31 protein-coding genes are annotated in these 23,712 nt (G+C 67.2%); 19 read left to right on the top strand and 12 right to left on the bottom strand.

What is annotated here, in order from left to right:
- The first annotated feature begins 67 nt into the window (after positions 1 to 67).
- Positions 68 to 886, top strand: a complete 819-nt coding sequence (locus H7F35_RS08790) for a sulfite exporter TauE/SafE family protein (protein ID WP_261803574.1) — start codon at positions 68 to 70, stop codon at positions 884 to 886.
- Between the two features lie 18 nt (positions 887 to 904).
- Here H7F35_RS08790 and H7F35_RS35120 read toward each other — a convergent pair whose 3' ends face one another.
- The gene (locus H7F35_RS35120; protein ID WP_187112525.1) at positions 905 to 1,366 is read right to left on the bottom strand and encodes a CerR family C-terminal domain-containing protein; all 462 of its coding nucleotides are present in this window, start codon (positions 1,364 to 1,366) and stop codon (positions 905 to 907) included.
- Positions 1,315 to 1,503, bottom strand: coding sequence for a helix-turn-helix domain-containing protein (locus H7F35_RS35115; protein WP_187112524.1), 189 nt, complete (start codon positions 1,501 to 1,503; stop codon positions 1,315 to 1,317). The genes H7F35_RS35120 and H7F35_RS35115 overlap by 52 nt, the downstream gene beginning before the upstream one ends.
- A gap of 378 nt (positions 1,504 to 1,881) precedes the next feature.
- On the opposite strand from H7F35_RS35115, the gene H7F35_RS08775 reads away from it, so the two are divergent.
- The 3 genes from H7F35_RS08775 to H7F35_RS08765 all read left to right on the top strand — a co-directional run bounded on the left by H7F35_RS08775 (position 1,882) and on the right by H7F35_RS08765 (position 3,498).
- Positions 1,882 to 2,211, top strand: coding sequence for a hypothetical protein (locus H7F35_RS08775; RefSeq protein WP_187112523.1), 330 nt, complete (start codon positions 1,882 to 1,884; stop codon positions 2,209 to 2,211).
- Positions 2,212 to 2,352: 141 nt separating this feature from the next.
- Positions 2,353 to 2,706, top strand: a complete 354-nt coding sequence (locus H7F35_RS08770; protein ID WP_187112522.1) for an H-NS family nucleoid-associated regulatory protein — start codon at positions 2,353 to 2,355, stop codon at positions 2,704 to 2,706.
- A gap of 63 nt (positions 2,707 to 2,769) precedes the next feature.
- A complete protein-coding gene (locus tag H7F35_RS08765) occupies positions 2,770 to 3,498 on the top strand; it encodes a glutathione S-transferase (RefSeq protein WP_187112521.1) in 729 nt (242 codons plus the stop codon).
- 11 nt (positions 3,499 to 3,509) lie between these two features.
- Here the strand turns inward: H7F35_RS08765 and H7F35_RS08760 are convergent, their stop codons facing one another.
- The gene (locus H7F35_RS08760) at positions 3,510 to 4,007 is read right to left on the bottom strand and encodes a hypothetical protein (RefSeq protein ID WP_187112520.1); all 498 of its coding nucleotides are present in this window, start codon (positions 4,005 to 4,007) and stop codon (positions 3,510 to 3,512) included.
- A 96-nt stretch (positions 4,008 to 4,103) separates the two neighbouring features.
- Here H7F35_RS08760 and H7F35_RS08755 point away from each other — a divergent pair, with 96 nt between their 5' ends.
- The gene (locus tag H7F35_RS08755) at positions 4,104 to 5,024 is read left to right on the top strand and encodes a LysR family transcriptional regulator (protein ID WP_187112519.1); all 921 of its coding nucleotides are present in this window, start codon (positions 4,104 to 4,106) and stop codon (positions 5,022 to 5,024) included.
- A complete protein-coding gene (locus tag H7F35_RS08750) occupies positions 5,021 to 5,572 on the top strand; it encodes an RNA 2'-phosphotransferase (RefSeq protein ID WP_187112518.1) in 552 nt (183 codons plus the stop codon). The genes H7F35_RS08755 and H7F35_RS08750 overlap by 4 nt, the downstream gene beginning before the upstream one ends.
- 8 nt (positions 5,573 to 5,580) lie before the next feature.
- On the opposite strand, the gene rsmI is transcribed toward H7F35_RS08750, so the two are convergent.
- Positions 5,581 to 6,537: a 16S rRNA (cytidine(1402)-2'-O)-methyltransferase gene (rsmI, locus tag H7F35_RS08745; RefSeq protein WP_187112517.1), complete on the bottom strand. Its 957-nt coding sequence runs from the start codon at positions 6,535 to 6,537 to the stop codon at positions 5,581 to 5,583.
- On the opposite strand from rsmI, the gene H7F35_RS08740 reads away from it, so the two are divergent.
- The 3 genes from H7F35_RS08740 (at position 6,537) to H7F35_RS08730 (ending at position 8,475) form a co-directional block, all read left to right on the top strand.
- Entirely contained in the window at positions 6,537 to 6,953 is a 417-nt protein-coding gene (locus H7F35_RS08740; RefSeq protein ID WP_410010784.1) for a YraN family protein, read from the top strand. The genes rsmI and H7F35_RS08740 overlap by 1 nt on opposite strands.
- Positions 6,954 to 7,039: 86 nt before the next feature.
- Positions 7,040 to 7,684, top strand: coding sequence for an SIS domain-containing protein (locus tag H7F35_RS08735; RefSeq protein WP_187112515.1), 645 nt, complete (start codon positions 7,040 to 7,042; stop codon positions 7,682 to 7,684).
- Positions 7,681 to 8,475: a BON domain-containing protein gene (locus H7F35_RS08730; protein WP_187112514.1), complete on the top strand. Its 795-nt coding sequence runs from the start codon at positions 7,681 to 7,683 to the stop codon at positions 8,473 to 8,475. Before H7F35_RS08735 ends, H7F35_RS08730 begins: the two co-directional genes overlap by 4 nt.
- A 151-nt stretch (positions 8,476 to 8,626) precedes the next feature.
- Here H7F35_RS08730 and H7F35_RS08725 read toward each other — a convergent pair whose 3' ends face one another.
- Complete coding sequence (locus H7F35_RS08725; protein ID WP_187112513.1) at positions 8,627 to 9,535, bottom strand: NAD(P)-dependent oxidoreductase; 909 nt, start codon at positions 9,533 to 9,535, stop codon at positions 8,627 to 8,629.
- An 87-nt stretch (positions 9,536 to 9,622) separates the two neighbouring features.
- Here H7F35_RS08725 and H7F35_RS08720 point away from each other — a divergent pair, with 87 nt between their 5' ends.
- On the top strand, positions 9,623 to 10,105 hold the full coding sequence (locus H7F35_RS08720; RefSeq protein ID WP_187112512.1) for a MerR family transcriptional regulator: 483 nt from the start codon (positions 9,623 to 9,625) through the stop codon (positions 10,103 to 10,105).
- Positions 10,106 to 10,163: 58 nt separating this feature from the next.
- Positions 10,164 to 11,714: an MFS transporter gene (locus H7F35_RS08715; protein WP_187112511.1), complete on the top strand. Its 1,551-nt coding sequence runs from the start codon at positions 10,164 to 10,166 to the stop codon at positions 11,712 to 11,714.
- A gap of 9 nt (positions 11,715 to 11,723) precedes the next feature.
- Here H7F35_RS08715 and H7F35_RS08710 read toward each other — a convergent pair whose 3' ends face one another.
- On the bottom strand, positions 11,724 to 12,860 hold the full coding sequence (locus H7F35_RS08710) for a PilT/PilU family type 4a pilus ATPase (protein WP_187112510.1): 1,137 nt from the start codon (positions 12,858 to 12,860) through the stop codon (positions 11,724 to 11,726).
- A gap of 24 nt (positions 12,861 to 12,884) precedes the next feature.
- Entirely contained in the window at positions 12,885 to 13,928 is a 1,044-nt protein-coding gene (locus tag H7F35_RS08705) for a type IV pilus twitching motility protein PilT (protein ID WP_093247214.1), read from the bottom strand.
- A 51-nt stretch (positions 13,929 to 13,979) separates the two neighbouring features.
- On the opposite strand from H7F35_RS08705, the gene H7F35_RS08700 reads away from it, so the two are divergent.
- Positions 13,980 to 14,681 carry a YggS family pyridoxal phosphate-dependent enzyme gene (locus H7F35_RS08700; protein WP_187112509.1) on the top strand — a complete coding sequence of 234 codons (702 nt, stop codon included), beginning with the start codon at positions 13,980 to 13,982 and terminating at the stop codon, positions 14,679 to 14,681.
- 19 nt (positions 14,682 to 14,700) lie between these two features.
- On the opposite strand, the gene H7F35_RS08695 is transcribed toward H7F35_RS08700, so the two are convergent.
- From H7F35_RS08695 to H7F35_RS08685, 3 genes are all read right to left on the bottom strand, one after another.
- Positions 14,701 to 15,168, bottom strand: coding sequence for an Lrp/AsnC ligand binding domain-containing protein (locus tag H7F35_RS08695; protein ID WP_187112508.1), 468 nt, complete (start codon positions 15,166 to 15,168; stop codon positions 14,701 to 14,703).
- 135 nt (positions 15,169 to 15,303) lie between these two features.
- Positions 15,304 to 15,762 carry a hypothetical protein gene (locus tag H7F35_RS08690; protein WP_187112507.1) on the bottom strand — a complete coding sequence of 153 codons (459 nt, stop codon included), beginning with the start codon at positions 15,760 to 15,762 and terminating at the stop codon, positions 15,304 to 15,306.
- Between the two features lie 153 nt (positions 15,763 to 15,915).
- Positions 15,916 to 16,248: a DUF4148 domain-containing protein gene (locus H7F35_RS08685; RefSeq protein WP_187112506.1), complete on the bottom strand. Its 333-nt coding sequence runs from the start codon at positions 16,246 to 16,248 to the stop codon at positions 15,916 to 15,918.
- A 240-nt stretch (positions 16,249 to 16,488) separates the two neighbouring features.
- Here H7F35_RS08685 and H7F35_RS08680 point away from each other — a divergent pair, with 240 nt between their 5' ends.
- From H7F35_RS08680 to H7F35_RS08650, 7 genes are all read left to right on the top strand, one after another.
- Entirely contained in the window at positions 16,489 to 17,760 is a 1,272-nt protein-coding gene (locus tag H7F35_RS08680) for a Glu/Leu/Phe/Val family dehydrogenase (protein WP_187112505.1), read from the top strand.
- A 52-nt stretch (positions 17,761 to 17,812) separates the two neighbouring features.
- Positions 17,813 to 18,334 (top strand): alpha-ketoglutarate-dependent dioxygenase AlkB family protein, encoded by a 522-nt coding sequence (locus H7F35_RS08675; RefSeq protein ID WP_187112504.1) that lies wholly within the window; start codon positions 17,813 to 17,815, stop codon positions 18,332 to 18,334.
- Positions 18,335 to 18,359: 25 nt separating this feature from the next.
- Positions 18,360 to 18,866: an ADP-ribosylglycohydrolase family protein gene (locus H7F35_RS08670; RefSeq protein WP_187112503.1), complete on the top strand. Its 507-nt coding sequence runs from the start codon at positions 18,360 to 18,362 to the stop codon at positions 18,864 to 18,866.
- Positions 18,836 to 19,489: a nucleoside/nucleotide kinase family protein gene (locus H7F35_RS08665; RefSeq protein WP_261803572.1), complete on the top strand. Its 654-nt coding sequence runs from the start codon at positions 18,836 to 18,838 to the stop codon at positions 19,487 to 19,489. Before H7F35_RS08670 ends, H7F35_RS08665 begins: the two co-directional genes overlap by 31 nt.
- Positions 19,490 to 19,584: 95 nt before the next feature.
- On the top strand, positions 19,585 to 20,259 hold the full coding sequence (locus H7F35_RS08660) for a DUF2242 domain-containing protein (protein ID WP_410010768.1): 675 nt from the start codon (positions 19,585 to 19,587) through the stop codon (positions 20,257 to 20,259).
- Between the two features lie 43 nt (positions 20,260 to 20,302).
- The gene (locus tag H7F35_RS08655; RefSeq protein ID WP_261803571.1) at positions 20,303 to 20,773 is read left to right on the top strand and encodes a MarR family winged helix-turn-helix transcriptional regulator; all 471 of its coding nucleotides are present in this window, start codon (positions 20,303 to 20,305) and stop codon (positions 20,771 to 20,773) included.
- Positions 20,773 to 21,798: an FUSC family protein gene (locus H7F35_RS08650; protein WP_187112500.1), complete on the top strand. Its 1,026-nt coding sequence runs from the start codon at positions 20,773 to 20,775 to the stop codon at positions 21,796 to 21,798. The genes H7F35_RS08655 and H7F35_RS08650 overlap by 1 nt, the downstream gene beginning before the upstream one ends.
- 4 nt (positions 21,799 to 21,802) lie before the next feature.
- On the opposite strand, the gene rocF is transcribed toward H7F35_RS08650, so the two are convergent.
- Complete coding sequence (gene rocF / locus H7F35_RS08645; RefSeq protein WP_187112499.1) at positions 21,803 to 22,714, bottom strand: arginase; 912 nt, start codon at positions 22,712 to 22,714, stop codon at positions 21,803 to 21,805.
- A 10-nt stretch (positions 22,715 to 22,724) separates the two neighbouring features.
- Positions 22,725 to 23,705, bottom strand: a complete 981-nt coding sequence (locus H7F35_RS08640; protein WP_187112498.1) for a sterol desaturase family protein — start codon at positions 23,703 to 23,705, stop codon at positions 22,725 to 22,727.
- Positions 23,706 to 23,712 lie beyond the last annotated feature (7 nt).

Below are 23,712 nucleotides of genomic sequence, written 5' to 3'. Positions count from 1 at the left end.
GCGCAAGCGAGCCAGGCGACGCGAATCTATCGTTGCAGCATTCTTCAATGCCTTCAGGAGACGCTTCGTGTCGCTTTACTTCGTGCTCGCCGGTTTTGGTTGCCTGGCGGGCGTCACCACCGTGTTGTTCGGCTTTGGCGGCGGATTCGTGGTGGTTCCGCTGCTCTATCGGGCCTTGATCGCTGCCCACGGCGCCGACAGCGCCGTGGGGCGGTCCGCCATGCACATCGCCGTCGCCACGTCGACCTGCGTGATGATCGTCGGCGCATTGCTCGCCACGCGGCGACACCAGCGTGCGGGCACGCTGGACTGGGCGCAGGTTCGCCCGCTGCTCGGGTTCATCGGCATCGGTGCTGTCGTGGGGGCTGCGGCTGCCGTCTCGGCCGATGGCGAGTTCGTGCGATGGGCTTTCGTTGCCTACCTTGCCGCGACGATCCTCGATTGCCTGATCCGCCCCGGTTTCCTGACGCGCGTCGCACCGGCTGCGGTGCGCCCGCCGTCGCGCACTGCCACTGCGTTCGGCAGCGTTGTCATCGGCCTGGTCGCCTCATTCCTGGGCGTGGGCGGCAGCGTCATGACCGTGCCGCTGATGCGCCGCCGGGGCATCGACATGACGCGCGCGACCGCCATGGCGAACCCGCTGTCGCTGCCCATCGCGCTGGCCGGCACCGCGACCTACATGGCGCTGGCGTGGCGTTCGACCTCATCGCTGGAAGGGTGGCACGTCGGCTATGTGGACGTGCCCGCATTCGGCGCGCTGGTCGTGGGCTCGCTGGTGGGCATTCGCGTTGCCGCGCCGCTGATCGGCCGCATTCCGGACCGTGTGCACACGTGGGTCTATCTGGCGTTGCTGCTCGCCGTACTGGCCGGCATGGCCCTGCGCTGATCTGTCGGCCGGCAGGCGTCAGCGCCTCGTGCGTTCCTTGCCGCGCGCCAGCATCCCGTTGAGCAGCACATCGATCACCTGTTCGGCATGCAGCTCGGCCTCATCGGTCGTCATGGGGTCGACACCGTAGAGCTTCTTCACCAGGTGGATGGACGACTGCACCGAGGTCAGCACGCCCGTCATCATGACGCTTGCGTGCTCGCGCGGGTAGGGCTTGAGCAGGCCGGCCTCCTGGCACTCCGCGATCAACGCATCGAGCAGCTCATGGAACGGCCGCATGTAGTGCTCGACCAGCCAGTCCAGCCGCGGCCCCGCTTGCGCCACTTCCCGCAGAACCAGCGAGTGCGCCGCGGGGTGCAGCACGTTGATGATGGCGAAGGACCGCAGCGCGCCGCGCAATCGAGAGAGTGGATCGACGGCTTCCTCGCCTACCTGGATGGCGTGCAGCGATGCCGTCGCTTCCGCGTAGGTGCTTTCCACCACGGCGCGCCACAGGCCTTCCTTGCCGCCGAAGTGGTAGTTGAGCAGCGGCGCTTCACGCCGGCGCGGCTTGCAATGGCCAGCACCGAGGTGCCCTCGAAACCCTTCTCGGAAAACTCGATGACCGCCGCATCCATCAGCCGTTGACGGCCGGATGCATCGATTGGAGCTTCCTGTTGCGCCGTCGCTGCCGCGTGCGTCCTTCGGCGCCGGCATTCGCATCGGTGCGTACTGGCAGGCCAGCGACGCCTTGAGCTTCGGTGCCGCATGGTCGCCCCGCACCAGGATGGGGCGAATCGACCCCTACGAAGGCCTGCTGGCGGACCATGGCCGGCTCGACGTGCCGATGAACTTGCTGGTCGGCATGCAGTGGTCGCCGACGAAAGACCTGTCGCTGCTGCTGGATTACCAGCGCATCGACTACTCGGGCGTTTCCGCATTGGGCAACGGGTCCTTCGACGGCATCCGATTGCGCGGCGGGGCGAACGGGCCCGGCAATGGCTGGAAGGACATGCATGTCCGTGCGCTACCAGGCGACGCCGGCCCTGCGCCTCTCGGCCGGCGTGTCGGCGAACAGCGCGGCGTACGCCGATGCCGCGACGGGCGACAACCTCAATTCGCCATCGACCTTTCGCCGGCATTTCACGCTGGGCGTGGGCTACGCGCCCACGAGCCGCACCGAATGGTCGGTGTTCTATTCGCTCTCGCCCGCGCGCCGCACGAGCGGGTCCTCGGCGCTGGCCTCGGCCGCAGGGGCGCAACTGGGCATGCCCGGCACCTCCGGCGTCGAGAGCCTGGCCACGCGCCAGCAGAGCCTGGGAGTTCAGTACGCGACGCGCTATTGATGGGAAGGCGACGGTCGCTTGCGGTCGTTCGGTGGAAAAAGTCAGGTTGGTAACAATGTGCACACAATCGTTATTGGCGCCAGGTGACCGGCTTGACCTGTGTATAAGCACCGCTTGACTCTCACAACAACGACTTAAGCAATGACCAAGACCTACCTCCAGGTGCAAAAGCAGATCGCGCAACTCCAGAAGGAAGCCGACACGCTGAGAAAGAAGGAAGCGGCTGGCGTGCTGGCCCGTATCAAGGAAGCGATTTCGGTGTATGGCTTCACGGCCGAAGAACTGGGCGTGGGTACGCGCAAGGCCAAGGCCCCGGCTGCGCCCGTGGCCAAGCGCAAAGGTGCGAAGAAGGGGGCTGTGAAGTCCGCGAAATCGGCCTCCGCTCCCCGCTTCAAGGACGACCAGGGCAATGTCTGGGGTGGCCGTGGCCCGCGCCCCGCGTGGTTCAAGGCAGCGCTCGAAAGCGGCAAGACGCCCGCCGATCTCGCTGCGTAGTCGAAAGTCGATGCTTCGGCCAGATCGGTTGCAGGGGCCTGCCGTCCCTGACACCATGGCCGCATGGCATACCAACTCCATTACTGGCCCAGCATCCAGGGCCGCGGTGAATTCGTGCGGCTCGCGCTCGAGGCCGCCGGCGCCGACTATGTCGACGTCGCGCGCCTGCCTGCCTCCAGCGGCGGCGGCGAGTCGGCACTGGGCCGTCGCCTCGACGATCCCAACAACGCCCGGCCCGCCTTCGCGCCGCCCTTTCTTGTCGACGGCGACATCGTCGTAGGGCAGACCGCCGCGATCCTGCTGTACCTCGGGCCACGGCTCGGCCTGTCGGGCGTCGGCGAATCAGACGGGCTGTGGACCCACCAGTTGCAGCTCACCATTGCCGATGCGGTGGCCGAGGCGCACGACTCGCACCATCCGATCTCGACCGGCACCTACTACGAAGACCAGCGCGACGCCGCCGTGCAGCGCGCGCGGGCCTTTCGCGACGAGCGCATTCCGAAGTTTCTGAACTGGTTCGAGCAGGTACTCAAGCGCAACCCCGCGGGTGATTTGCACCTGGTCGGCGGCATGCTGACGTATGCCGATCTCTCGCTGTTCCAACTGGTGGACGGGCTGCACTACGCGTTTCCCAAGGCCACCGCGAGGGCGCTGGCTGCGACACCGACGGTCGAGAAGCTGCACGCCAACATCAAGCGGCGCCAGCGTGTGCACGACTATCTGCAAAGTCCGCGCCGCATCGCATTCAACGAAGACGGGATCTTCAGGCGCTATGCAGAACTGGACGGCTGACGCTCTGGCCGTCAGTTGACGAGCGCTGCGGCGTCCTTCCAGGCCGGCAGCAGCACCAGTCCCGCGACCGTCACCGGCTTGCGTTGCGGGCCGAACAGGTAGCGGTTCGGCACGATGCCTTTGAGGTGATGCAGCACGTCGGTGCGATCGTCGATGAAATGCGTGATGCCCAACTCGCGGCAGTGGTCGGCTTTCTGCGGCCGTTCGAGGCAGAAGCGCAGGTTGGCAGGCGCCATGCCCGTCCGCTCGAAGAAGCGGTGGTGCAGCAGCCACGCCCGGCTCTTGGCCTGCACGCTCGGCCCGCATTTCGAGACCAGCCAGACACGGCCTTCGAACTTTTCGACCGGCGGGGCGACGGCCTCGAACATGCCTTCATAAGGCGGCGTGTTCAGCGCGTCGTTCAGCGAGCCGCCGATGAACGCGGTGTCTGCGCCATTGGCGCCCTGGGCCGCGATCAGCACGCGGCCGATGTCGATGCCGAGCCGGGGGATGTATGGGGTGTTCTTCATTTCTTGTTCCTTGTGTGTTTGAGCAGCCGGATCGTAGAAACGAAGCCAATCATCAGGAACTACTGATATTGAATGTGCTATCCATAAAATGGATAGATGAACATCCCCCGCACCAACCTCGATGCGCTGCAGTCGTTCGCCGTGTTTGCCGACACGCTGAACTTCAGCGAGGCAGCACGCCTGCTGCACATCAGCCAGCCGGCGCTGCACGCGAAGGTGCGCAAACTCTCCGAGCAACTCGATGCCAAGCTGTACCTGCGGGTGGGCAGCGCGCTCGAACTCACGCGCACGGGTGAGCAGGTCGCTCGACACGCGCGGGAGCTGCTCACGCTGAACCGCAGCTTCGTCAAGGGGATGGAGGCGGGCAGCGACGAGCCGGCCGTGACGCTGGCGGCAGGCGAGGGGGCTTACCTCTACCTGCTGGGAAAGGCGCTGTCGCAGTTCTCCGGCCCCGGTGTATCGCCGCACCTGCAATTGCTCACGCGCAACCGCGATGAATCGATCCAGGCGGTGCGGGCCGGTCAGGCGCAACTGGGCATCGCGCCGCTCGGCACGGTGCCCTCGGACCTGCATGCTGTCCGGTTGACGGTCGTGGGGCAGGTATTGGTCGTGCCCCGCGCACACGGGCTGGCCTCGCGCAAGTCGGTGCGTCTGCGGGACCTGAAGGGGGCGCAGCTGATCGTGCCTCCGGCCGGCAAGCCGCATCGCGAATTGCTCAGTCGGCTGCTGCAGGCGGAGTCGGTGCCCTGGCAGCCTTCGCTCGAAGCCAACGGCTGGGAGCTGATGCTGCGCTTTGCCCAGTTGGGTTTCGGCCTGGCAGTGGTCAACGCGTGTTGCCGCATGCCCAAGGGGCTGGTGGCGATTCCGCTGCACGGCTACCCGCCGCTCGAATACCACGTGTTCCACTCGGCCGACAGGCCGCCGACACAGCACGTGCAGCGACTGATGGACGCCTTGCTCGCAGAGGGCGATCACTGGCAGATGGCCCTTCGGCCGGCAGGAAGGAAAGCACCATGACTCCCGAGGACGTCAGCAAGTTCATTGCCTATGTACTGCGGCATGCGCCCGAATCCGTCGGCTTGAGGCTCGACGCGGAGGGATGGGCCGACATCGATGCGCTGGTTGCCGGGGCCGTCGCCGGTGGCCGGCGCCTGACGCGGCCGGATGTCGTGCTTGCGTCAACCTCAGGCGCAAAGAAGCGCTATGAACTTTCGGGTGATGGGCAGCGCATTCGCGCACTGCAAGGCCATTCCACGCCGCAGGTCAGCCGCAGCTTCGAGGCGGGGGTGCCTCCCGATCGGCTCTTTCATGGCACGGCGACGCGTTTTCTCGACGCCATCCGTGCGCAAGGCTTGTTGCCGGGCACGCGGCAGCATGTTCACCTGTCCGCCGATGAGGCCACTGCCGTGCAGGTGGGGCAGCGCCACGGCAGGGCACATGTGCTGCGGGTCGACGCGGGCCGCATGCATGCGCTGGGTCATGTCTTTCATCGGGCGGAGAACGGGGTCTGGCTGACAGAGGCCGTGCCGCCCGGGTTTCTGTCGGAGCCCGACGGGGCGGTGTAGCGCCGGGATTACTCGCCGTCCGCATCCTGCGCGTCATTGCGAATGCGCAATGCCGTTTCGTAAAGGGCATTGCGTGGCGACCCGCTGATCTCCGCAGCAAGCCGCACTGCAGTTTTCACGGGCAGTTCGGCCAGCAGCAGGCGCAGCACGCGTTCGCCCTCCGCGCCGCCGTCGCTGGCCACCGTCACCGGATGCAGCACCAGTGCGAATTCGCCGCGCGTGCGGTCGCGGTCGGCCGTGAACCAGTCGGGCAGGGCGTTGGCCGCCACGGTCGCGATTTCCTCGAACTGCTTGGTGAGCTCGCGGCCCACGGTGATGCGGCGCTCGCCCAGCGTCGCGAGCGCACGCGCCAGGCTTTCGATGCGGTGCGGCGCCTCCAGCAGCACCACGGCGCGCGGCTCCTGCGACAGCGCTTGCACGGCGGTGTCGCGCTCGCCGGCCTTGCTCGGCAAGAAGCCCGCGAAGACGAAAGCGCTGCTGGCGTTGCCGTCGCCGCCATCGGCCACGAGCCCGGCGGCACCGATCAGTGTGGTGACACTGCTCGCGCCCGGCAGTGGCAGCACGCGTTGCCCCGCTGCGCGCACGGCGGCTGCCAGCCGGGCACCGGGGTCGCTCACGCCGGGCGTGCCGGCGTCGCTGACGTAGGCGATGCGTTCGCCCTGCGCGAGCCGCGCGACCACGGTTTGCGCCGCCTCGGCCTCGTTGTGCTGGTGCACGGCCAGCAGCCGGGCGCCCGGCCGGTCGATGCCGTAGGCGCGCAGCAGGCTCTGCGTGTGGCGCGTGTCCTCGCAGGCGATCACGTCCACCAGTTGCAGCACATGCAGCGCGCGCAGCGTGATGTCGGCCAGGTTGCCGATGGGCGTGGCGACCACGTACAGCGTGGCCTGCGGATAATGCTGCGCACCCGCGGCGTCATGCGCGGCCGCGAGGGCGGCGCCGAAGGAAGCGGGTGCGAGTGAAGCCAATGGGTTTCTCCGGAAAAACAAACAAGAAGACGGCAGGGAGCATGAAGACCACCACAACGAAGCATCGCGGCGATGCGGCGGAAGACGCCGCGCTCGACCATCTGCACAACGCCGGCCTGGTGCTGGTCGCGCGCAATTATCGAACGCCGGGCCGAGGCGGCGGCGAGATCGACCTGATCATGCGCGATCCGCGTGGCCCTGGTGGTGGCACGCTGGTGTTCGTCGAGGTCCGCCAGCGCAGCACGGGCACGCATGGCGGCGCGGGCGGCAGCATCACCGGGCTGAAGCAGCGGCGCATCGTGTTCGCCGCGAGGCACTACCTGAACCAGTTGCGCACGGTGCCGCCCTGTCGTTTCGACGTGGTGCTGGTCGAGGAGAAAATCACCTGGCTGCAAGCCGCGTTCGACGCCGGCTGACCCGCCTTGTGCGGGAACTGAAGCCTTGCTGAAGGCTCCACAACTCACACGTCTTGTTTCACAACCCCCAGTTATCATCCCGCCACATGCTCGAGCAACGTATTCAGCAGCACTTCATTGACAGTGCCGACCTCAAATACCAGACCGGTCCGGTCCTCAGCAAACCCATCTCTCAAGCGATGCAGGCCATCCTGGCCTGCGTGACCAGCGGCGGCAAGGTGCTGGCCTGTGGCGCTGGCGTGTCGGGTCTGCTGGCGGCGCAGTTCGCGGCGCAGTTCGTCGGCCGCTTCGAGCGCGAGCGCCCCGAGCTGGGCGCCATCGCGCTGCCCGGCGACACCACCGACCCGAACGCCGACAGCGCCAGTGCCATCGATGCCGACCGCTTCGCCCGCCAGGTGCGCGCGCTGGGGCAGGCCGGTGACGTGCTGCTGGCACTGAGCGCCAGCGGCCAGTCCGCAGCGGTGCTGGCTGCCGTGATGGCCGCGCACGAGCGCGACATGACCGTGGTCGCCCTGCTGGGCAACGCTGTCTCGGGGCCGCCTTCGGCGCCGGGCGCGGGCAGCAGCGGCACCGGCGGTGTCATCGGCCGCGCGTTGCGCGAAACCGATGTGCAGATCAGCGTCCCGCATGAACGCGCGGCGCGCATCCACGAAGTCCACCTGCTCGCGCTGCATTGCCTGTGCGACGGTGTGGATGCCCAACTACTCGGAGAACAGGAAGCTTCCCCATGACCATCACGACGACACCGACCCAACGTTTCGCCATTGCACTCACGATGGGTGCCGCGCTGGTTGCCGGTCTTTCCGCCTGCGTGCCACTCGTGGTGGGCGGCGCCGCGGTGGGCGTGGGCATGCTGGCGACCGACCGCCGCAGCTCGGGCGCCCAGCTCGACGACCAGGGCATTGAACTGCGCGCTGCCGCCCGCGTGCGCGACATCGCCAACGACCAGATGTACGTGAGCGTCACCAGCTTCAACCGCCAGGTGCTGCTGACCGGCGCGGTGGGCAACGACGCCGACCGCCGCAAGGTCGAAGAAACCGTGCTGCGCGTGGACAACGTGCGCTCGGTGGTCAACGAACTCACCATCGGCACCCCCAGCACCTTCCAGGATCGCTCGAACGATCTCTACATCACCGGCAAGGTCAAAGCCTCGCTGCTCGATGCCAAGGACATCTTCGCCAACTCGTTCAAGGTCGTGTCGGAACGCGGCGTGGTCTACCTGATGGGCATTGCCACCCGCCGCGAGACCGACCGCGCCACCGAGATCACGCGCGGCGTGGGTGGTGTCGTGAAGGTGGTGCGCGTGGTGGAAATCGTCAGCGAAGCCGATCTCGCCAACCAGTCGCAGACCGGCGGCACCGGTGCCCCGGTGACCTCGGCGGCCCCGGCCACCCCAGCGCCGCCGCAAACCATTCCGGCTTCGTCGTCGCGCGTGCCGCTGCCACCGATGGCCCCGCTGCCTTCGTCAGGCACAGCACCCGCGCAGCCCGCAGGCAGCGCGACAACCACCCCCGTCCGCTGAGCAAGCAATGAAGTAGCGGCCGGCGAAACCCGGCCCCTTCGTGAAACACCGAGGAACCGGCTTCGCCGGGCCTCAGGTGTTGCCCCCCGTAGGGGGAAGGAGCAGCGACACGAAGTGCGCGAAGCCTGGGGGCGAGCCTATTCCGGGCGAGCTACTTGATTCGGGTGATGAGGCTGGAGGTGTCCCAGCGCCGGCCGCCGGCCTGCTGCACGTCGGCATAGAACTGATCGACCAGCGCCGTCACCGGCACGCGCGCGCCGTTGCGCTTGGCTTCGTCCAGCACCAGGCCCAGGTCCTTGCGCATCCAGTCGACCGCGAAGCCATAGTCGAACTTGCCTTCGATCATCGTCTTGCCGCGGTTTTCCATCTGCCAGCTCTGTGCGGCGCCCTTGCTGATGACGCCCAGCACCGCGTTCATGTCGAGCCCGGCGCGCTGGCCGAAGGCAATCGCTTCCGACAGGCCCTGCACCAGCCCTGCGATGGCGATCTGGTTCACCATCTTCGCGAGCTGGCCGGCGCCGCTCTCGCCCAGCAGCGTGACGGCCCGTGCAAAGGCCGCAGCGACCGGCTGGATGCGCTCGAACACGGCGGCTTCGCCACCACACATCACGGTCAGTGCGCCGTTCTGCGCACCGGCCTGCCCGCCGGACACCGGCGCGTCGATGAAGTGCAGGCCCAGCGCCTGTGCCGCCTTCGACAGTTCGCGCGCCACGTCGGCCGATGCGGTCGTGTGGTCGACGAACACTGCGCCCTTCGCCATGCCTGCGAAAGCGCCGTCGTCGCCCAGCACCACTGAACGCAGGTCGTCGTCGTTGCCGACGCAGCAGAACACGATGGAGGCGCCGGCCGCCGCTTCGCGCGGCGTCGGGGCATGGCGGCCGGGCGCGCCGAATTCGGCAGCCCAGGCCTGCGCCTTGGCGGGCGTGCGGTTGTAGACCGTGACGGTGTGGCCGGCCTTGGCCAGATGGCCGGCCATGGGCCCGCCCATGACGCCGAGGCCGAGAAAGGCCACCGTCTGCGCGGGGATGGATTCGTAGGTTCGGGTGTTGATGCTGCTCATGGGGCAGGAGCTTAAAGCCATTCCACGAGCGGTGGAATGGCGCCAACCTGTACGTGAACGTACAGGTTTGGCTAAAATGATCCCGCCATGACTGAGCCGAACCCCGCCAAGACCATCACCGTGCGCGATGCCGCCGCACGGCTCGACGTCACGCCGCGCACGCTCAAGTACTACGAGGAACTGGGCATCGTGGTGCCGGTGCGCAGCGAAGGCGGCTACCGCCTGTACGAGCAGGCCGACCTCGACAAGCTGGCGCGCGTGCTGCGCATGCGCTCGCTGGGCTTTTCGCTCACCGCCATCACCACGATGCTGCAGCAGCCGATGGAGGCGCCGGCCGAGGGCGGGCGGCCGCGGCTGTCCAATGCCTCGCTCAAGACGCTGCGCGAAACGCTGACCGGGCAACTGGGCACCCTCGATGCGCGCGTGGCCCAGGTCCGCCGCGAGCTGAAGGAGGCGGCCGCGCTGCAGGCGCAATTGCGGCGCGACCTGGACTATGTCGAGCGCCGCCTGGCCGGCGAGCCGGTGGAAGAAGCGCTCGAACAACGCCGCCGCGAGCGGCCGGTGCCATGAGCGCCGCACGGCCAGTCGAGGACGCTCGCGCCGCAGTGCGCAGCACGGAGGCCGCCGAATGACCTCGCCGGCCCTGGGCTGGCGTCCGCGCGGCATCGCCGCGGCGGCACTGCTGCCCTGGGCCATCGGCCTCGTCACGGCCATCGACTATTTCGACAACGCGCTGTTCGCCTTCTTCGCGAGCTACATCGCCGGCGGCGTCAACGCCTCGCCCGACGAACTGGTGTGGGCTTCGAGCGCGTACGCATTGGGCGCCGTGCTGGGCATCCTGCACCAGCACGCGTGGGTGGAGCGGCTGGGTTACCGGCGCTACCTGGCGATCTGCATGTTCGCCTTCGCCGCCGGTGGTGTGGGTGCGGCGTTGTGCGACAGCTCGACGCAACTGACTTTTGCGCGTGCGGTACAGGGCTACTTCGTCGGGCCGATGCTGGGCGCCTGCCGCATCCTGATCCAGATCGGCATTCCGCCGGCGCGCCGCGCCAAGGCGCTGAAGGCCTTCATGGTGCTGATCGTCTTCGGCGGCGCACTGGCGCCGATCGTGGGCGCCTTTCTCGTCACCAACTTCGACTGGCGCTGGCTGTTCGCGAGCACCGCGCCGGCCGCGGTGCTGATCGGCCTGCTGGTGCTCTGGACGCTGCCCGACATCGGCGACGTCGAGCCGCACGAGCGCACAGAACCGCACTACGTCGCCTACCTCGTGTTCGCGCTCGCGCAGGCGGCGCTGCAAGTGGTGCTGACGCGCTCGCACTTCGAGCTGTTCGCCGGCTCGCCGGCACTGATCGGCCTGACGCTCGCAGGCGTGGCGGGGCTCGCATGGTTCGGCTGGCAGCAATGGCAGCACCCGGCGCCGCTGGTGCGGCTGCATGCGTTGCGCAACGCGTCCTTCCGGGTCGGGCTGGCGCTGTACGTCGTCTATTACTACCTGTCGACGGGCTTCAGCTACCTGCTGCCCCGGCTGATGGAAGGCGGCCTGGGCTTCACCGTCGGCAACGCTGGCTATTTCACGGGCGCGGCATCGCTGGCGACCGGGCTGCTGGTGTTCGTCTACCTGCGCTATTCGGCGCTGCTCACGCGCAAGAAGTGGCTCATCGTCACGGGCTTCGGCATTGCGGCGCTGGCGGCGTGGTGGCTGTCGCGCGTCACGCCGCAGGTGGGGCGCGAAGCGCTGCTGGGGCCGCTGCTGCTGCGCGGACTGCTGATGCTGTTCGTCGTGCTGCCGGTGGCCAACTTGACTTTCAAGCCCTTCGCGGCCGAAGAGTTTGCGCACGGCTACCGGCTCAAGAATCTGGTGCGGCAGTTGGCGATTTCATTCGCGACATCGAGCGTGATCGCGTTGCAGCAGCACCGGCTGGCGCTGCACGAGGTGCGGCTGAGCGAATCGGCCAATCCCGCAAATGCCAGCTTCATGCAGGCGCTGGAGTCGCTCACCCACGGCTTTGCGGCGGCGGGGCATTCGGCGGGCGAGGCGCATGCGATGGCGCTGGGCACGCTGTGGCGCACGCTGGAGCAGCAGGCCACCTTCATGGCCTCGCTCGACGGGTTCACCGCGATGGCGGTGATTGCCTTGGTGGCCGGCGTCTTTGCTGCGTGGCAGCGGAAGATCGACTGAGCCCCGTCTCTAGACGATCGCGAAGTGCTCGGTGCCGGCAGCCAGGTCGGTGCTGCGCGCACGCTGGCTGTTGAGCTTGATCTGCAGCCGCAGGTCGTTGGCCGAGTCGGCGTTGCGGATCGCGTCGTCGAAGGTGATCGAGTGGCTCTCGAACAGGTCGAACAGCGCCTGGTCGAAGGTCTGCATGCCCAGGTTGCGGCTCTTGCGCATGATCTCCTTGATCTCGCCCACTTCGCCCTTGAAGATCAGGTCGGCAATCAGCGGCGTGTTCAGCAGCACTTCGACCGCGGCCACGCGGCCCTGGCCGTCTTCGGTGGGTACCAGCCGCTGCGAGACCAGCGAGCGCAGGTTCAGCGACAGGTCCATCAGCAGTTGCGTGCGGCGCTCTTCGGGGAAGAAATTGATGATGCGGTCGAGCGCCTGGTTGGCGCTGTTGGCGTGCAGCGTGGCCATGCACAGGTGGCCGGTTTCGGCGAAGGCCACCGCGTGCTCCATGGTTTCGCGGTCGCGGATTTCGCCCATCAAAATCACGTCGGGTGCCTGGCGCAGCGTGTTCTTCAGCGCGGCTTCCCAGCTGTCGGTGTCGATGCCCACTTCGCGCTGCGTCACCACGCAGTTCTTGTGCGGGTGCACGAACTCGACCGGGTCTTCTACCGTCACGATGTGGCCGAAGGAGTTCTCGTTGCGCCAGTCGACCATGGCCGCCAGCGTGGTCGACTTGCCCGAGCCCGTGGCGCCCACCAGGATGCACAGGCCGCGCTTGGTCATCGCCACGTCTTTCAGCACCTGCGGCATGCCCAGGCCATCGATGGTCGGCAGCTTGGCGGGAATGGTCCGCAGCACCATGCCGACCTTGCCCTGCTGCACGAAGGCATTGACCCGAAAGCGCCCCACGCCGGTCGGCGAGATCGCGAAGTTGCATTCCTTGGTGCGCTCGAACTCCGCCACCTGGCGATCGTTCATGACCGAACGCGTCAGCGCCAGCGTGTGCTGCGCGCCCAGCGCCTGCTGCGACACCTTGGTGACCTTGCCGTCAACCTTGATGGCCGGCGGAAAGTCGGCGGTGATGAACAGGTCGCTGCCGTTGCGGCTCACCATGAGCTTGAGCAGGTCGTTGATGAACTGGCTGGCTTGATCGCGTTCCATGATGTCGTGCTCCGGGTGGCTGGATCAGCCGGGGAAATTCTCTGGGATCTTGGCTTTGCCGCGGGCTTCTGCAGCAGAGATCGTATTGCGACGCACCAGGTCCGTCAGGTTCTGGTCGAGCGTCTGCATGCCCGAGCCCTGGCCGGTCTGGATGGTGGAATACATCTGTGCCACCTTGGCTTCGCGGATCAAATTGCGGATGGCCGGCGTGCCCAGCATGATCTCGTGCGCCGCCACGCGGCCCTGGCCGTCCTTGGTCTTGCACAGCGTTTGCGAGATCACCGCCTGCAACGACTCGGACAGCATCGCGCGGATCATTTCCTTTTCTTCGCCCGGGAACACGTCGATGATCCGGTCGATGGTCTTGGCGGCCGACGAGGTGTGCAGTGTGCCGAACACCAAATGGCCCGTTTCGGCCGCGGTCATCGCCAGGCGAATGGTTTCCAGGTCGCGCAACTCGCCCACAAGAATGGCGTCCGGGTCTTCGCGCAGGGCGGAGCGCAGCGCGTTCGAGAACGACAGCGTCATCGGGCCGACTTCGCGCTGGTTGATCAGGCACTTCTTCGACTCGTGCACGAACTCGATCGGGTCTTCCACCGTGAGGATGTGGCCGTATTCGTTTTCGTTGAGGTAGTTCACCATCGCGGCCAGCGTGGTCGACTTGCCCGAACCCGTGGGGCCCGTCACCAGCACCAGCCCGCGCGGCTTGAGCGCCAGTTCGCCGAAAATCTTCGGCGCATTCAGTTGCTCCAGCGTCAGGATCTTCGAGGGAATGGTCCGGAACACCGCGGCCGCGCCACGCGCCTGGTTGAAGGCGTTCACGCGAAAGCGCGCGAGGCCGTCGATCTCGAACGAGAAGTCGACCTCCAGGAACTCTTCGTAGTGCTTGCGGTGCGTGTCGCTCATGATGTCGTACACCATCGCGTGCACGCCCTTGTGATCGAGCGCATCGACGTTGATACGGCGCACGTCGCCGTTGACGCGGATCATGGGCGGAAGGCCGGCCGACAAGTGCAAGTCGGACGCTTTGTTCTTGACGCTGAACGCCAGCAATTGGGTAATGTCCACGGGGTTCCTTGGCTCGGATCTGGTGACGTTTTGATACGATTTTGGACGATTATGACGATGATTGGCGACGACCTCCAGCAAGTAAAGAACCGGATCGCACAGGCGTGCAACACGGCTGGCCGCGACCCGGCCGGAGTGCGGCTGCTGGCGGTGTCCAAGACCTTCGGGCCGGACGCGGTGCGCGAAGCCCACGCGGCGGGCCAGTCGGCCTTCGGCGAGAACTATGTGCAGGAAGGGCTCGACAAGATCGAGGCCCTTGCCGATCTGCGCGCCCCCCTCGAATGGCACTGCATTGGCCCCCTGCAAAGCAACAAGACGCGGCCCGTGGCGGAGCACTTCGACTGGGTCCACAGCGTCGATCGGCTGAAGATTGCCGAGCGTCTGTCGGCGCAACGGCCGGCGCACCTGCCGCCGCTGAATGTATGCCTTCAGGTTAATGTGGACGGCGGCGCCAACAAGTCCGGCGTGACGCCCGACGAGGCGCTGGCGCTTGCACGGGCTGTGGCTGCTTTGCCACAACTGCGGCTGCGCGGGCTCATGGCGATCCCCGAACCGGTGCCCGACTTCGCGGCGCAGCGCGAATTGTTCCTGCGCGCGCATGCGCTCTTCGAATCGATCCGCAATGCGGGCATCGAACTCGACACGCTTTCGCTCGGCATGAGCGCCGACCTCGAGGCGGCGATCAGCGCGGGCAGCACCATGGTGCGGGTCGGCACGGCGATCTTCGGCGGCCGGGCGCGCAAGCCCGCCTAGGTTTTGCGCGCGGACGTGCTCACACGCCCAGTGGCAGGCGCGCGCTGTTCTTCACTTCTTCCATCACCGCATAGGTCCGCGTCTCGCGCACGCCGGGCAACTGCCACAGCACGGTGCCGGCGAACTCGCGGTAAGCGGCCATGTCGGCCATGCGGGTCTTGAGCAGGTAGTCGAAGCCACCGGCGACCATGTGGCATTCCATGATCTCGTCGCGCACGTGCACTGCGGCCTTGAACTGGTCGAACACATTGGGAGTGGTGCGGTCCAGCAGCACCTCGACGAACACGGTGAAGCCACGGCCCAGCTTGTGCGGATCGAGCCGCGCCTCGTAACCCAGGATGAAGCCGTCGCGGGTCAGTCGCTGCACGCGCGCCAGCACGGCGGTGGGCGACAGCGCCACCGCTTCGGCCAGCTTGAGGTTGGTGATGCGACCGTCCTCCTGAAGAATTTTCAGCAGGCGAAGGTCAATGCGGTCCAGATCGAGCATCGGAGGATTATCCGGCCCGCGAACCAATTCCTTGCAGAAGATGCGGCCTACGGACCCCGGCCATAGGAAATAGAACCAAGGAAGTGTCGGCGGCCTACCCTTTGCAGGCCGGCCGGCGCGTTCCTTTCATCTTCATCAGCGAACCGTGGTCTGCGATGCTGCCGCTGCCTGCTGGTTCTTCAGCTGGTCGACCAGCGCGCCGTATGCGGGGCTGGCACGCAGGCGCGAGTATTCGGCGGCGGCCTGGCGGTAGCCCGGCTGCGACACATCGGCACCGGCTTCTCCGTTCTGCTTGGCCGCAAGGCCCGACTGCATCCACAGGCGCGTGTCGGCTGCGACGGCGGCACGGGTGTTCGTCGACACCACGGCGGTCTGCTGCGAGATGCCGTCGGTGTAGCCCTGCGTGGGGGCGGTCTTCAGCCACTGTTGGGCATCGGATGTGACGGCGGCGCGCGTCGTCGACGAAGTCATCGGCACGGGGCGCGGATCGCCTTCGGCGTAGTTGCCCGCAAAGCTCGGTGCCGCGAACACGCCCAGCAGGGCGGCAACGGTGGCGGTGGTCAGGAGGCGGGTGGTGGTGGACGACTGCTTCATTCGTAAATCCTTGGTAGTGAGTGGTTGTCGATCGGTTGGTGTGCTCACTTTAAAAAACGGATCCACCCGATCGATAACCCGTTGATGACAGTTTTGTCATCTGCGCACGTCCGGTACATGCCCGGCGAACGGGGCTCGCCGGACATGTCTTGCCTATCGTTCGCCCGACGGGATCGTTCCCTCGCGCATCGCCTTGATGGCCTCCGCTTCCACGGCTTCGCGTGTGGCCGGTTGGCCGGCGCGGGAGGCGGGCCATGGCGCGCCGCGGCTCACCGAGTTCCACGCAGGTTGCTTCTGTGCCGTCTCCAGCTCGGCGACCACCTTGTCGCGCGACGGATCCTGGCGAAGATGGTCGGGGTAGCGCGTCACGCCGGCTTCGGTCGGGGCGAAGTGGTATTCACCGGCGGCCGAAGCGGCCAGGGGTGCCAGCGCGGCGGCGAAGGCCGCTGCGGCGACGAGCGGCGCGAAAAGTTTGCGGTGCAGCATGTCGAAAATCTCCTTGGGTTGTTCGCCGGCACCACATGGCGCCGGCCATGCCGGTTCGGGCCGGCATGCCGGATCAATCTAGGAACCCAGGGCGTCAGCAGGCGAACGCTGCGATTACATCGGCGCAATGCGCCCGCCTAACGTCTCTTGCATAACCGTCAGCGCGACGCGCATAAGCCATGGCGCGACGGGCGCGAGAGGTCTATCGTTGCGGCCACCCGTTCAACCAAGGGATCTCTCATGAGCGAAAAACTCTCCTTCGTCAATCCGACCGCGAACAGCCCGTGGGGCACCTATCTGTCGCAGGTCGATCGCGTCGTGCCGTACCTCGGCCCGCTGGCCCGCTGGGTCGAAACCTTGAAGCGCCCCAAGCGCGCGCTGATCGTCGACGTGCCCATCGAAATGGACGACGGCCGCATTGCCCACTACGAGGGCTACCGCGTGCAGCACAACATGAGCCGCGGCCCGGGCAAGGGCGGCGTGCGCTTCCACCCCGATGTCACGCTCGAAGAAGTGATGGCGCTGTCGGCCTGGATGACCATCAAGACCGCGGCCGTCAACCTGCCGTACGGCGGTGCCAAGGGCGGCATCCGCGTCGACCCGAAAAAGCTCTCGCTGAAGGAACTCGAGAAGGTCACGCGCCGCTACACCAGCGAGATCGGCATCATCATCGGCCCGCACACCGACATCCCCGCGCCCGACGTCAACACCAACGGCCAGATCATGGCGTGGATGATGGACACGTATTCGATGAACGTCGGCGGCACTGCCACCGGCGTCGTCACCGGCAAGCCGCTGCACCTGGGCGGATCGCTCGGCCGCGTCAAGGCCACCGGCCGCGGCGTGTTCGTCACCGGCCGCGAAGCCGCACGGCGCTTGGGGCTGGACCTGCGCGGTGCACGCATCGCGGTGCAGGGCTTCGGCAACGTGGGCTCGGTCGCGGCCGAACTGTTCGCCGAGGCGGGCGCCAAGATCGTCGCGGTGCAGGACCACACCGGCACCATCGTCAACACCAACGGCCTGGACCTTGCGACGCTCATTCCCATCGCCAACAAGGACGGCGTGATCGCCTTCAAGGGCGGCGACGTGGTGCCCAACGAAGCCTTCTGGGACACGGCCTGCGACATCCTGATCCCGGCCGCCCTCGAAGGCCAGATCACCGCCGAACGCGCACAGAAGACCACCGCCAAGCTGGTGCTCGAAGGCGCCAACGGCCCCACGGTGCCGATCGCCGACGACATCCTTGCAGAGCGCGGCGTGCTGGTGGTGCCCGACGTGATCTGCAACGCCGGCGGCGTGACGGTGAGCTACTTCGAATGGGTGCAGGACTTCTCGTCCTTCTTCTGGGACGAGGACGAGATCAACGTGCGCCTGGACCGCATCATGATGAACGCGCTCAACCAGATCTGGGACACGGCGGACAAGCACAAGATCACGCTGCGCACGGCCACCTATGCGGTGGCTTGCGAGCGGATTCTGATGGCGCGTCAGGAACGCGGCCTGTACCCCTGAAAGGGGCGCGTTGCGGCCGGGGGACACCTCGGTCCTAGTATCCTGCGGGCCAATGAACAGCCCGCCGATTCACCTCAATCCCGCGTTCGTCGCCTCGCCCGATGCCCTTCTCGAATGGCTGAAGGTCGCGGTGACGTGGGACGAGCGCATGAAGGCGCGCAAGACAGCCAGCTTTGGCGTGCCGTACAACTATTCGCAGATCGCGTACGAGTCAGTGCCTATGCCTGTCGAGCTGGAAGCCCTGTGCGCCGGGATTGAAGTCGAGCTCGGATTTCGCCCCAATAACTGCCTGTTGAATTACTACGCCGACGGCGCATCGTCGATGGGATTTCATTCGGACTCCAGCGAAGCACTGGCTCCCGGCACCGGCGTTGCCATCGTGTCGGTTGGCAGCACCCGGTCGATTGCGTACCGCAGCAAGACCGACAGCACCCTCCGGTTCGACTGTCCGTTGGTTCACGGATCGTTGCTGTACATGTCTGAGGCCGTCCAGCAGGACTGGCTGCATGCAATACCCAAGGCCGAAGGCGTGGGCGAACGCATCAGCCTGACGTTTCGTGCAATCCTGAAATGAAATCCGAGCGGCTTCAGCGGACGACATGTCGGTCGTCGCGGCACAGGCGGCGTTGTCGGCGCAGGTCACGCATGCACACCCCGAAGGCATCGCCGGTGCAGTGGCCGTCGCATTGGCTGCCGCTGAGGCTTGCCGCAGCGGTGCGGCAGGGCACCGTCCGTCGCACGGGGATTTCCTCGGTCGCGTTGTCGAAGGGCTCCCGCCCAGCGAGGTTCGCTCCAAGCTGATTCGCGCCCAATCGATGGCCCATGTCAGCTCACTCGACTTCCCCATTTCCGTGCTGGGAAACGGCATGAACATGTCTGCACAAGACACCGTTCCATTCGCGCTGTGGTGCTGCGGGCAGGCGCTGGAGAGCTACCAGGAAGCCTTGTGGCTGACGGTTGGCGCCGGAGGCGATCGCGACACCTTGTGCGCTATCGTCGGCGGGGTGGTTGCATCTTTCGTCGGGGCCGAAGAGATTCCTTCGGACTGGCGAATCCACCGCGAAATCCTGCCTGAATGGCATCTTCCATCGAGGTCGTCTTCATGAACACTGTCGGCGTGGCGGAAAACGCCCGTATTCAAAACTTGCTCGCAGATGGGCGACGCAAGCTTCTGGGGCTGGTGGGCGCGCCAGGCGCTGGTAAATCCACGGTGGCCGAAGCAATCCGGCGATCACTGGGAGACCGCGCGCAGGTCGTCCCCATGGACGGCTTCCACCTCGCCAACGTCGAGCTGCAACGGCTCGGCCGTGCCGACCGCAAGGGCGCGCCCGATACCTTCGACGGCGCCGGCTACGTGGCGCTGCTGCAGCGCCTGCGTGAACAGCGCCCAGATGGCGACATCGTCTATGCCCCCGAATTCCGCCGCGAGATCGAGGAGCCGATTGCCGGCGCCATCGCCGTGCTGCCGTCGACCCAGCTCGTCATCACCGAAGGCAACTACCTGCTGCACGAGGTCGGTCCGTGGGCCGGTGCGGCGGCGATGCTCGACGAGGTCTGGTACGTCGACATCGACGACGCCGTGCGCGAACAGCGCCTGGTGCAGCGCCACCAGCAGTTCGGCCGCAGCGCCGAGGCCGCGCGCGACTGGGTCGCCAGCACCGACGCGCCCAATGCGCGCCTGATTGCGGCGACGCGGGCGCGGGCGCATCACGTGCTGCTCTGGTCCTGAGAATTTCGGGCGGCAGGGAACGACGGCGCGCGGCCGCGCTCGAAGCTTTGCCGGCACAGGCGCCGGTTAGCATTCGCCGCCGCTCCATGCCGACCATGCACCCCAATACTTTCTCTTCTTTTCGCGCTCCGGCACTCCTGCTGGGGCTGGTGTCCGCCCTCGTGCTCGCCGGTTGCGGCAGCACCTCGCGCCGCGTGAACTACGAGCCGGAGGAGTTCGGCTCCACCACCACCCACACGCGCAACTACGAAGCGACCGAGGCCCAGACCTGCGAGGCCGCGCGCCGTGCCCTGCTGAGCCAGGGCTACATGATCACCGCGGCCAACGCCGACCTCGTGACCGGACGCAAGAGCTTCCAGCCGGCGGCCGAGGTGCATGTCGAGGTCGAGTTCCGCATCGTCTGCGCGCGCGAAGGCGGCAAGTCCAGCAAGCAGCAAAGCACCGTGGCCTTCGCGACCGCGCTGCAGGACCGCTACGGCATCAAGAAGGTCAACAACTCGGCGAGCCTGGGCGTGGGCGCCATCGGATCGCTCTCGCTGCCGTTCTCGGGCAGCGACGACGCGATGGTGAAGGTGGCCAGCGAGACGCTGACCGACGAGCGCTTCTACGACCGCTTCTTCGCGCTGCTGGACCGGTTCCTCGAAGGCCCGGAGGGCGAAGCCGAAGCGCCCATCGAAACCGAAACGCCGGCCGCTTCGTCGCCGACCGCCGCGCCCGCTGCGGCACCCGCCACCACCTTTCCCGTGAATTCATCGCCGAACCGCGGCTGAAAGCCCGGTCGCCAGATACCAAGACACGTCTTATGATATGGGCGTGGCTTCAACTTCCCCCAATCCGGCGCAATGCGCCTCGCGCCTTCGCAACTCGGTCGCGCAACTGGCGCGCCAGTTGCGCAGTGGCAGCGCCACGCCCGACGGCCCCAGCATTGCCAAGCTCAGTGTGCTCGGCCAGTTGCACCGGCACGGGCCTTGTTCACCCACCGCGCTCGCAGCGCATGAGCGGGTCAAGCTCCAGTCGCTGACGCGGCTGCTGGCCGAGCTGGAGGCCGAAGGCTGGATCGGACGCGCGCCGCATCCCACCGACGGACGCCAATGGATGCTGTCGCTCACGACCGATGGCACGCGGCGGCTCAAGGCGCTCATGCGTTCGCGCGAGGCGGCGTTGGCCGATGCGATCGGCGCCACGCTGGACGCCGACCAGCGCGCCTTGCTGCTGCAGGCTTGCGAACTGCTCGACGGCCTCACCGCCGCTCTCGGCAGCCAGACGCCCACCGCTTCGTCCTGATGAGCACCGCACCCGCCCTGCAACGCATGACCGGCCTTTGGCGCCACGGTCGCTGGCGCCCCGGCGTGCAGTTGGCCGCCGCCGTGGCCGTTGCATGGCTGGTGTCCGTCGCCTTGCATCTGCCCGAGAGTTTCTGGGCGGTGATGAGCGTGCTGATCGTCATGCGGCCCAGTGCCGGGTCCACGCTGGACGCCGGCTGGGACCGCGTGCGTGGCACCGCTGCCGGCGCCTTGTGCGGCCTTGCGGGGGTCTACCTGCAGCACCACGGCGCGCCTGCGCTGGCGACCACGCTGGGCATCGTCATGCTGCTGGCCTTCGCCAGTGCGGCCGCGCCGGGCCTGCGCAGTGCGCCCGTGGCGGCGTTGATCATCCTGTCGGCAGGCGGCATCCCGGGCCATTCGGCATTGCAGGTGGCGTTGCTGCGGATGGTGCAGATCGGCATTGGTGTCGGGGTGGCGCTGGCGATCTCGACGGTGGCGTCCGAGTACCACGCGGGCCCGCGTTTCAATGAAGGCTGCGCCGCGTTGCTGCATGGCATCGCACGCCGGACTGCCGCGCTGGCTGGGGCAGCCCGGCCCGCCGAAGCCGAGACCGAGCGCATCAACGCCGCCACCCGTGCGGCATTGGTGCGGCTGACGATCCTGGCCGGCAGCGCCGACCTGGAAGCGCGATGGTGGCGACGCGGTGCCACGGCCGGCGCGTCGCGCTCGTACCGCAACAAGGCGCGCCTGGCGGCGCGAATCTTCCAGGACGCCATCGTGCTGGACCGCGTGTTCCGCCGCGTGCCGGACTCGGGCACCGATCCTGTCTGGCGCGAAGCCGCAGAGGCCGCGAGCGCCGCGCTGGCTGGCATGGCCGGTGCCTTGCTGGGCAAAGGCACGCCGGACCTCGCAGCCCTCGATCGGGCGGCCACGTACCACCAGAGCAATCAAACAGAGGCCGTCGTCTCCAACGCACTGCTGGCCGCGCCCCTGTGCCTCCTGCACGACGACCTGCAGCGCATGCAGCGCTGCATCGCCACCTGACCCGTCAGCGCACCAGCGTCGATTTGCCGAACAGGCTCTCGATCAGCTCCACCGCCACTTCGGCCGTCTGGTTGCGCACGTCGAGCGCCGGGTTGAGTTCGACCACGTCGAGCGAGCAGAGCCGCCCAGTGTCCGAAATCATCTCCATGCACAACTGCATCTCGCGGTAGGTCGGGCCGCCGCGCACGCCGGTGCCCACGCCGGGCGCGATGCCGGGGTCGAGGCAATCGAGGTCGAAGCTCACATGCAGGTGCGTGTCTTCGTCCACGTCCTGCAGCGCCTCGATCATGGTGGTGCGCATGCCGTGTTCGTCGATGTGGCGCATGTCGAACACGCTCAGGCCCAGCGTGCGAATGGCTTCCTTCTCGTCGTTGTCCACGCTGCGGATGCCGATGAAGCGAATGGCGTCGTGCGCCAGCGCCGCGCGCTCGCCGCTCCAGCCCGTGAGCACCGCGGGCCCGTGGCCCAGCAGGCACGACACCGGCATGCCGTGCAAATTGCCGCTGGGGCTGGTGGTTTCGGTGTTGACGTCGGAGTGCGCATCGAGCCACAGCACGCGTAGCTTCTTGCCGCGCTTGCGTGCATGCCAGGCGATCGCGCTGATGGAGCCGATCGCCAGGCAATGGTCGCCGCCCATCATCAGCGGCACGTTGCCGGCGCCCAGTGCGGCATCGACGGCCGCATAGACCGAGCGGTTCCATGCGATCACTTCGTCGAGGTGGCGCAGCCCGTTCGCCGGTGGCGCCCAGGGTGTGGCCGGGCCCGCGAGGTTGCCGCGGTCGATGATCTCGAAGCCTTGCCGCGCCAGCGCTTCCGGCAGGCCCGCCACGCGCAGCGCGTCGGGCCCCATGCCGGCGCCGCGCACGCTGGCGCCGATGTCGGTCGGCGCGCCAATCAGTTCGAGGGTGGTGTTCATGGGCGGGCTCTCAGGTGCTGCCGGTGGAGTCCCCCGCTTGTGGGGCACTGGATGGCCGATTGTGCCGATGAACCGGCGGCATGCCCATGATCTGCCGCACGCCCGCAGCCGTCAGCGGCTGTAGCAACTGGGCCAGGAACCCGGTCGCGACATGCCCGTCGATGCCGATGTCCGCCGGCGGTCGACGCGCGGGGCGAAAGTACGTGCCGAGCAGCAGGTCCCACAGCACGATGTTCTCGCCGTAGTTGCGGTTGCCTTCCTCCAGCACCCGGGAGTGGTGCCAGCGATGCAGCGCGGGCGTGCTGAAGACCCGGTCGAGCCAGCCGGTGCGCAGTTCGATGTTGCAGTGGGTCAGCAGGCCGGTGACCGCGGTCACGGCGCCGACCCACGCGAACACCGCGAGCGGCGCGCCGAGCAGGTACAGCGGGATCTGGCCGAGCGCAGCCTTGAACGCGCTGTCGATCACGTGAAAGCGCCCGGTGTTCAGCACCCACAGCCGCCGCACGCTGTGGTGCAGCGCGTGAAAGCGCCACAGCGGCGGCCATTCATGCGCCGAACGGTGCGCGACATAGAGCCCGAGTTCGACGACCACGAGCGCGAGTACCACGTGCGCGACGAGCGGCCAGTGCGTGGGCCACACGCCGAGCGACACGCGCAGCGAAGGCTGGACGACCGCTGCCACGGCCACGGGAAAGCTTGCGGCCAGCGCCGCCGCGAGTTGCGCCGAGCCCTTGGTGAGCAGGGTGTGGGCCAGGTTGCAGGGCGTCTCGCCGTCGTCCACAAGCCAGCGCGGCTCGTGCGGCATCCAGCGCTCGAACACGGCAATCACCAGTGCCAGCGACAGGTATGCGAGGTTGAACCACAGCAGCGGTGCGTGGCTCGCAAAGGCCAGCCCCGCGCCAATCAGGCCCAGTCCGTAAAGACAGGGCCACAGCATCCATGACAGCGCGGCGCGCAGCCGCCGCCGGTTGCCGCCAGCCGGTGTTTTCATTCGGTGC

This window comes from Variovorax sp. PAMC26660 (genome assembly GCF_014302995.1).
In the GTDB taxonomy this organism is placed as follows: Bacteria; Pseudomonadota; Gammaproteobacteria; order Burkholderiales; family Burkholderiaceae_C; genus Variovorax.
The sequence above is the reverse complement of the archived record's forward strand: the minus strand, read 5'-3'. Positions and strand labels throughout refer to the sequence as shown.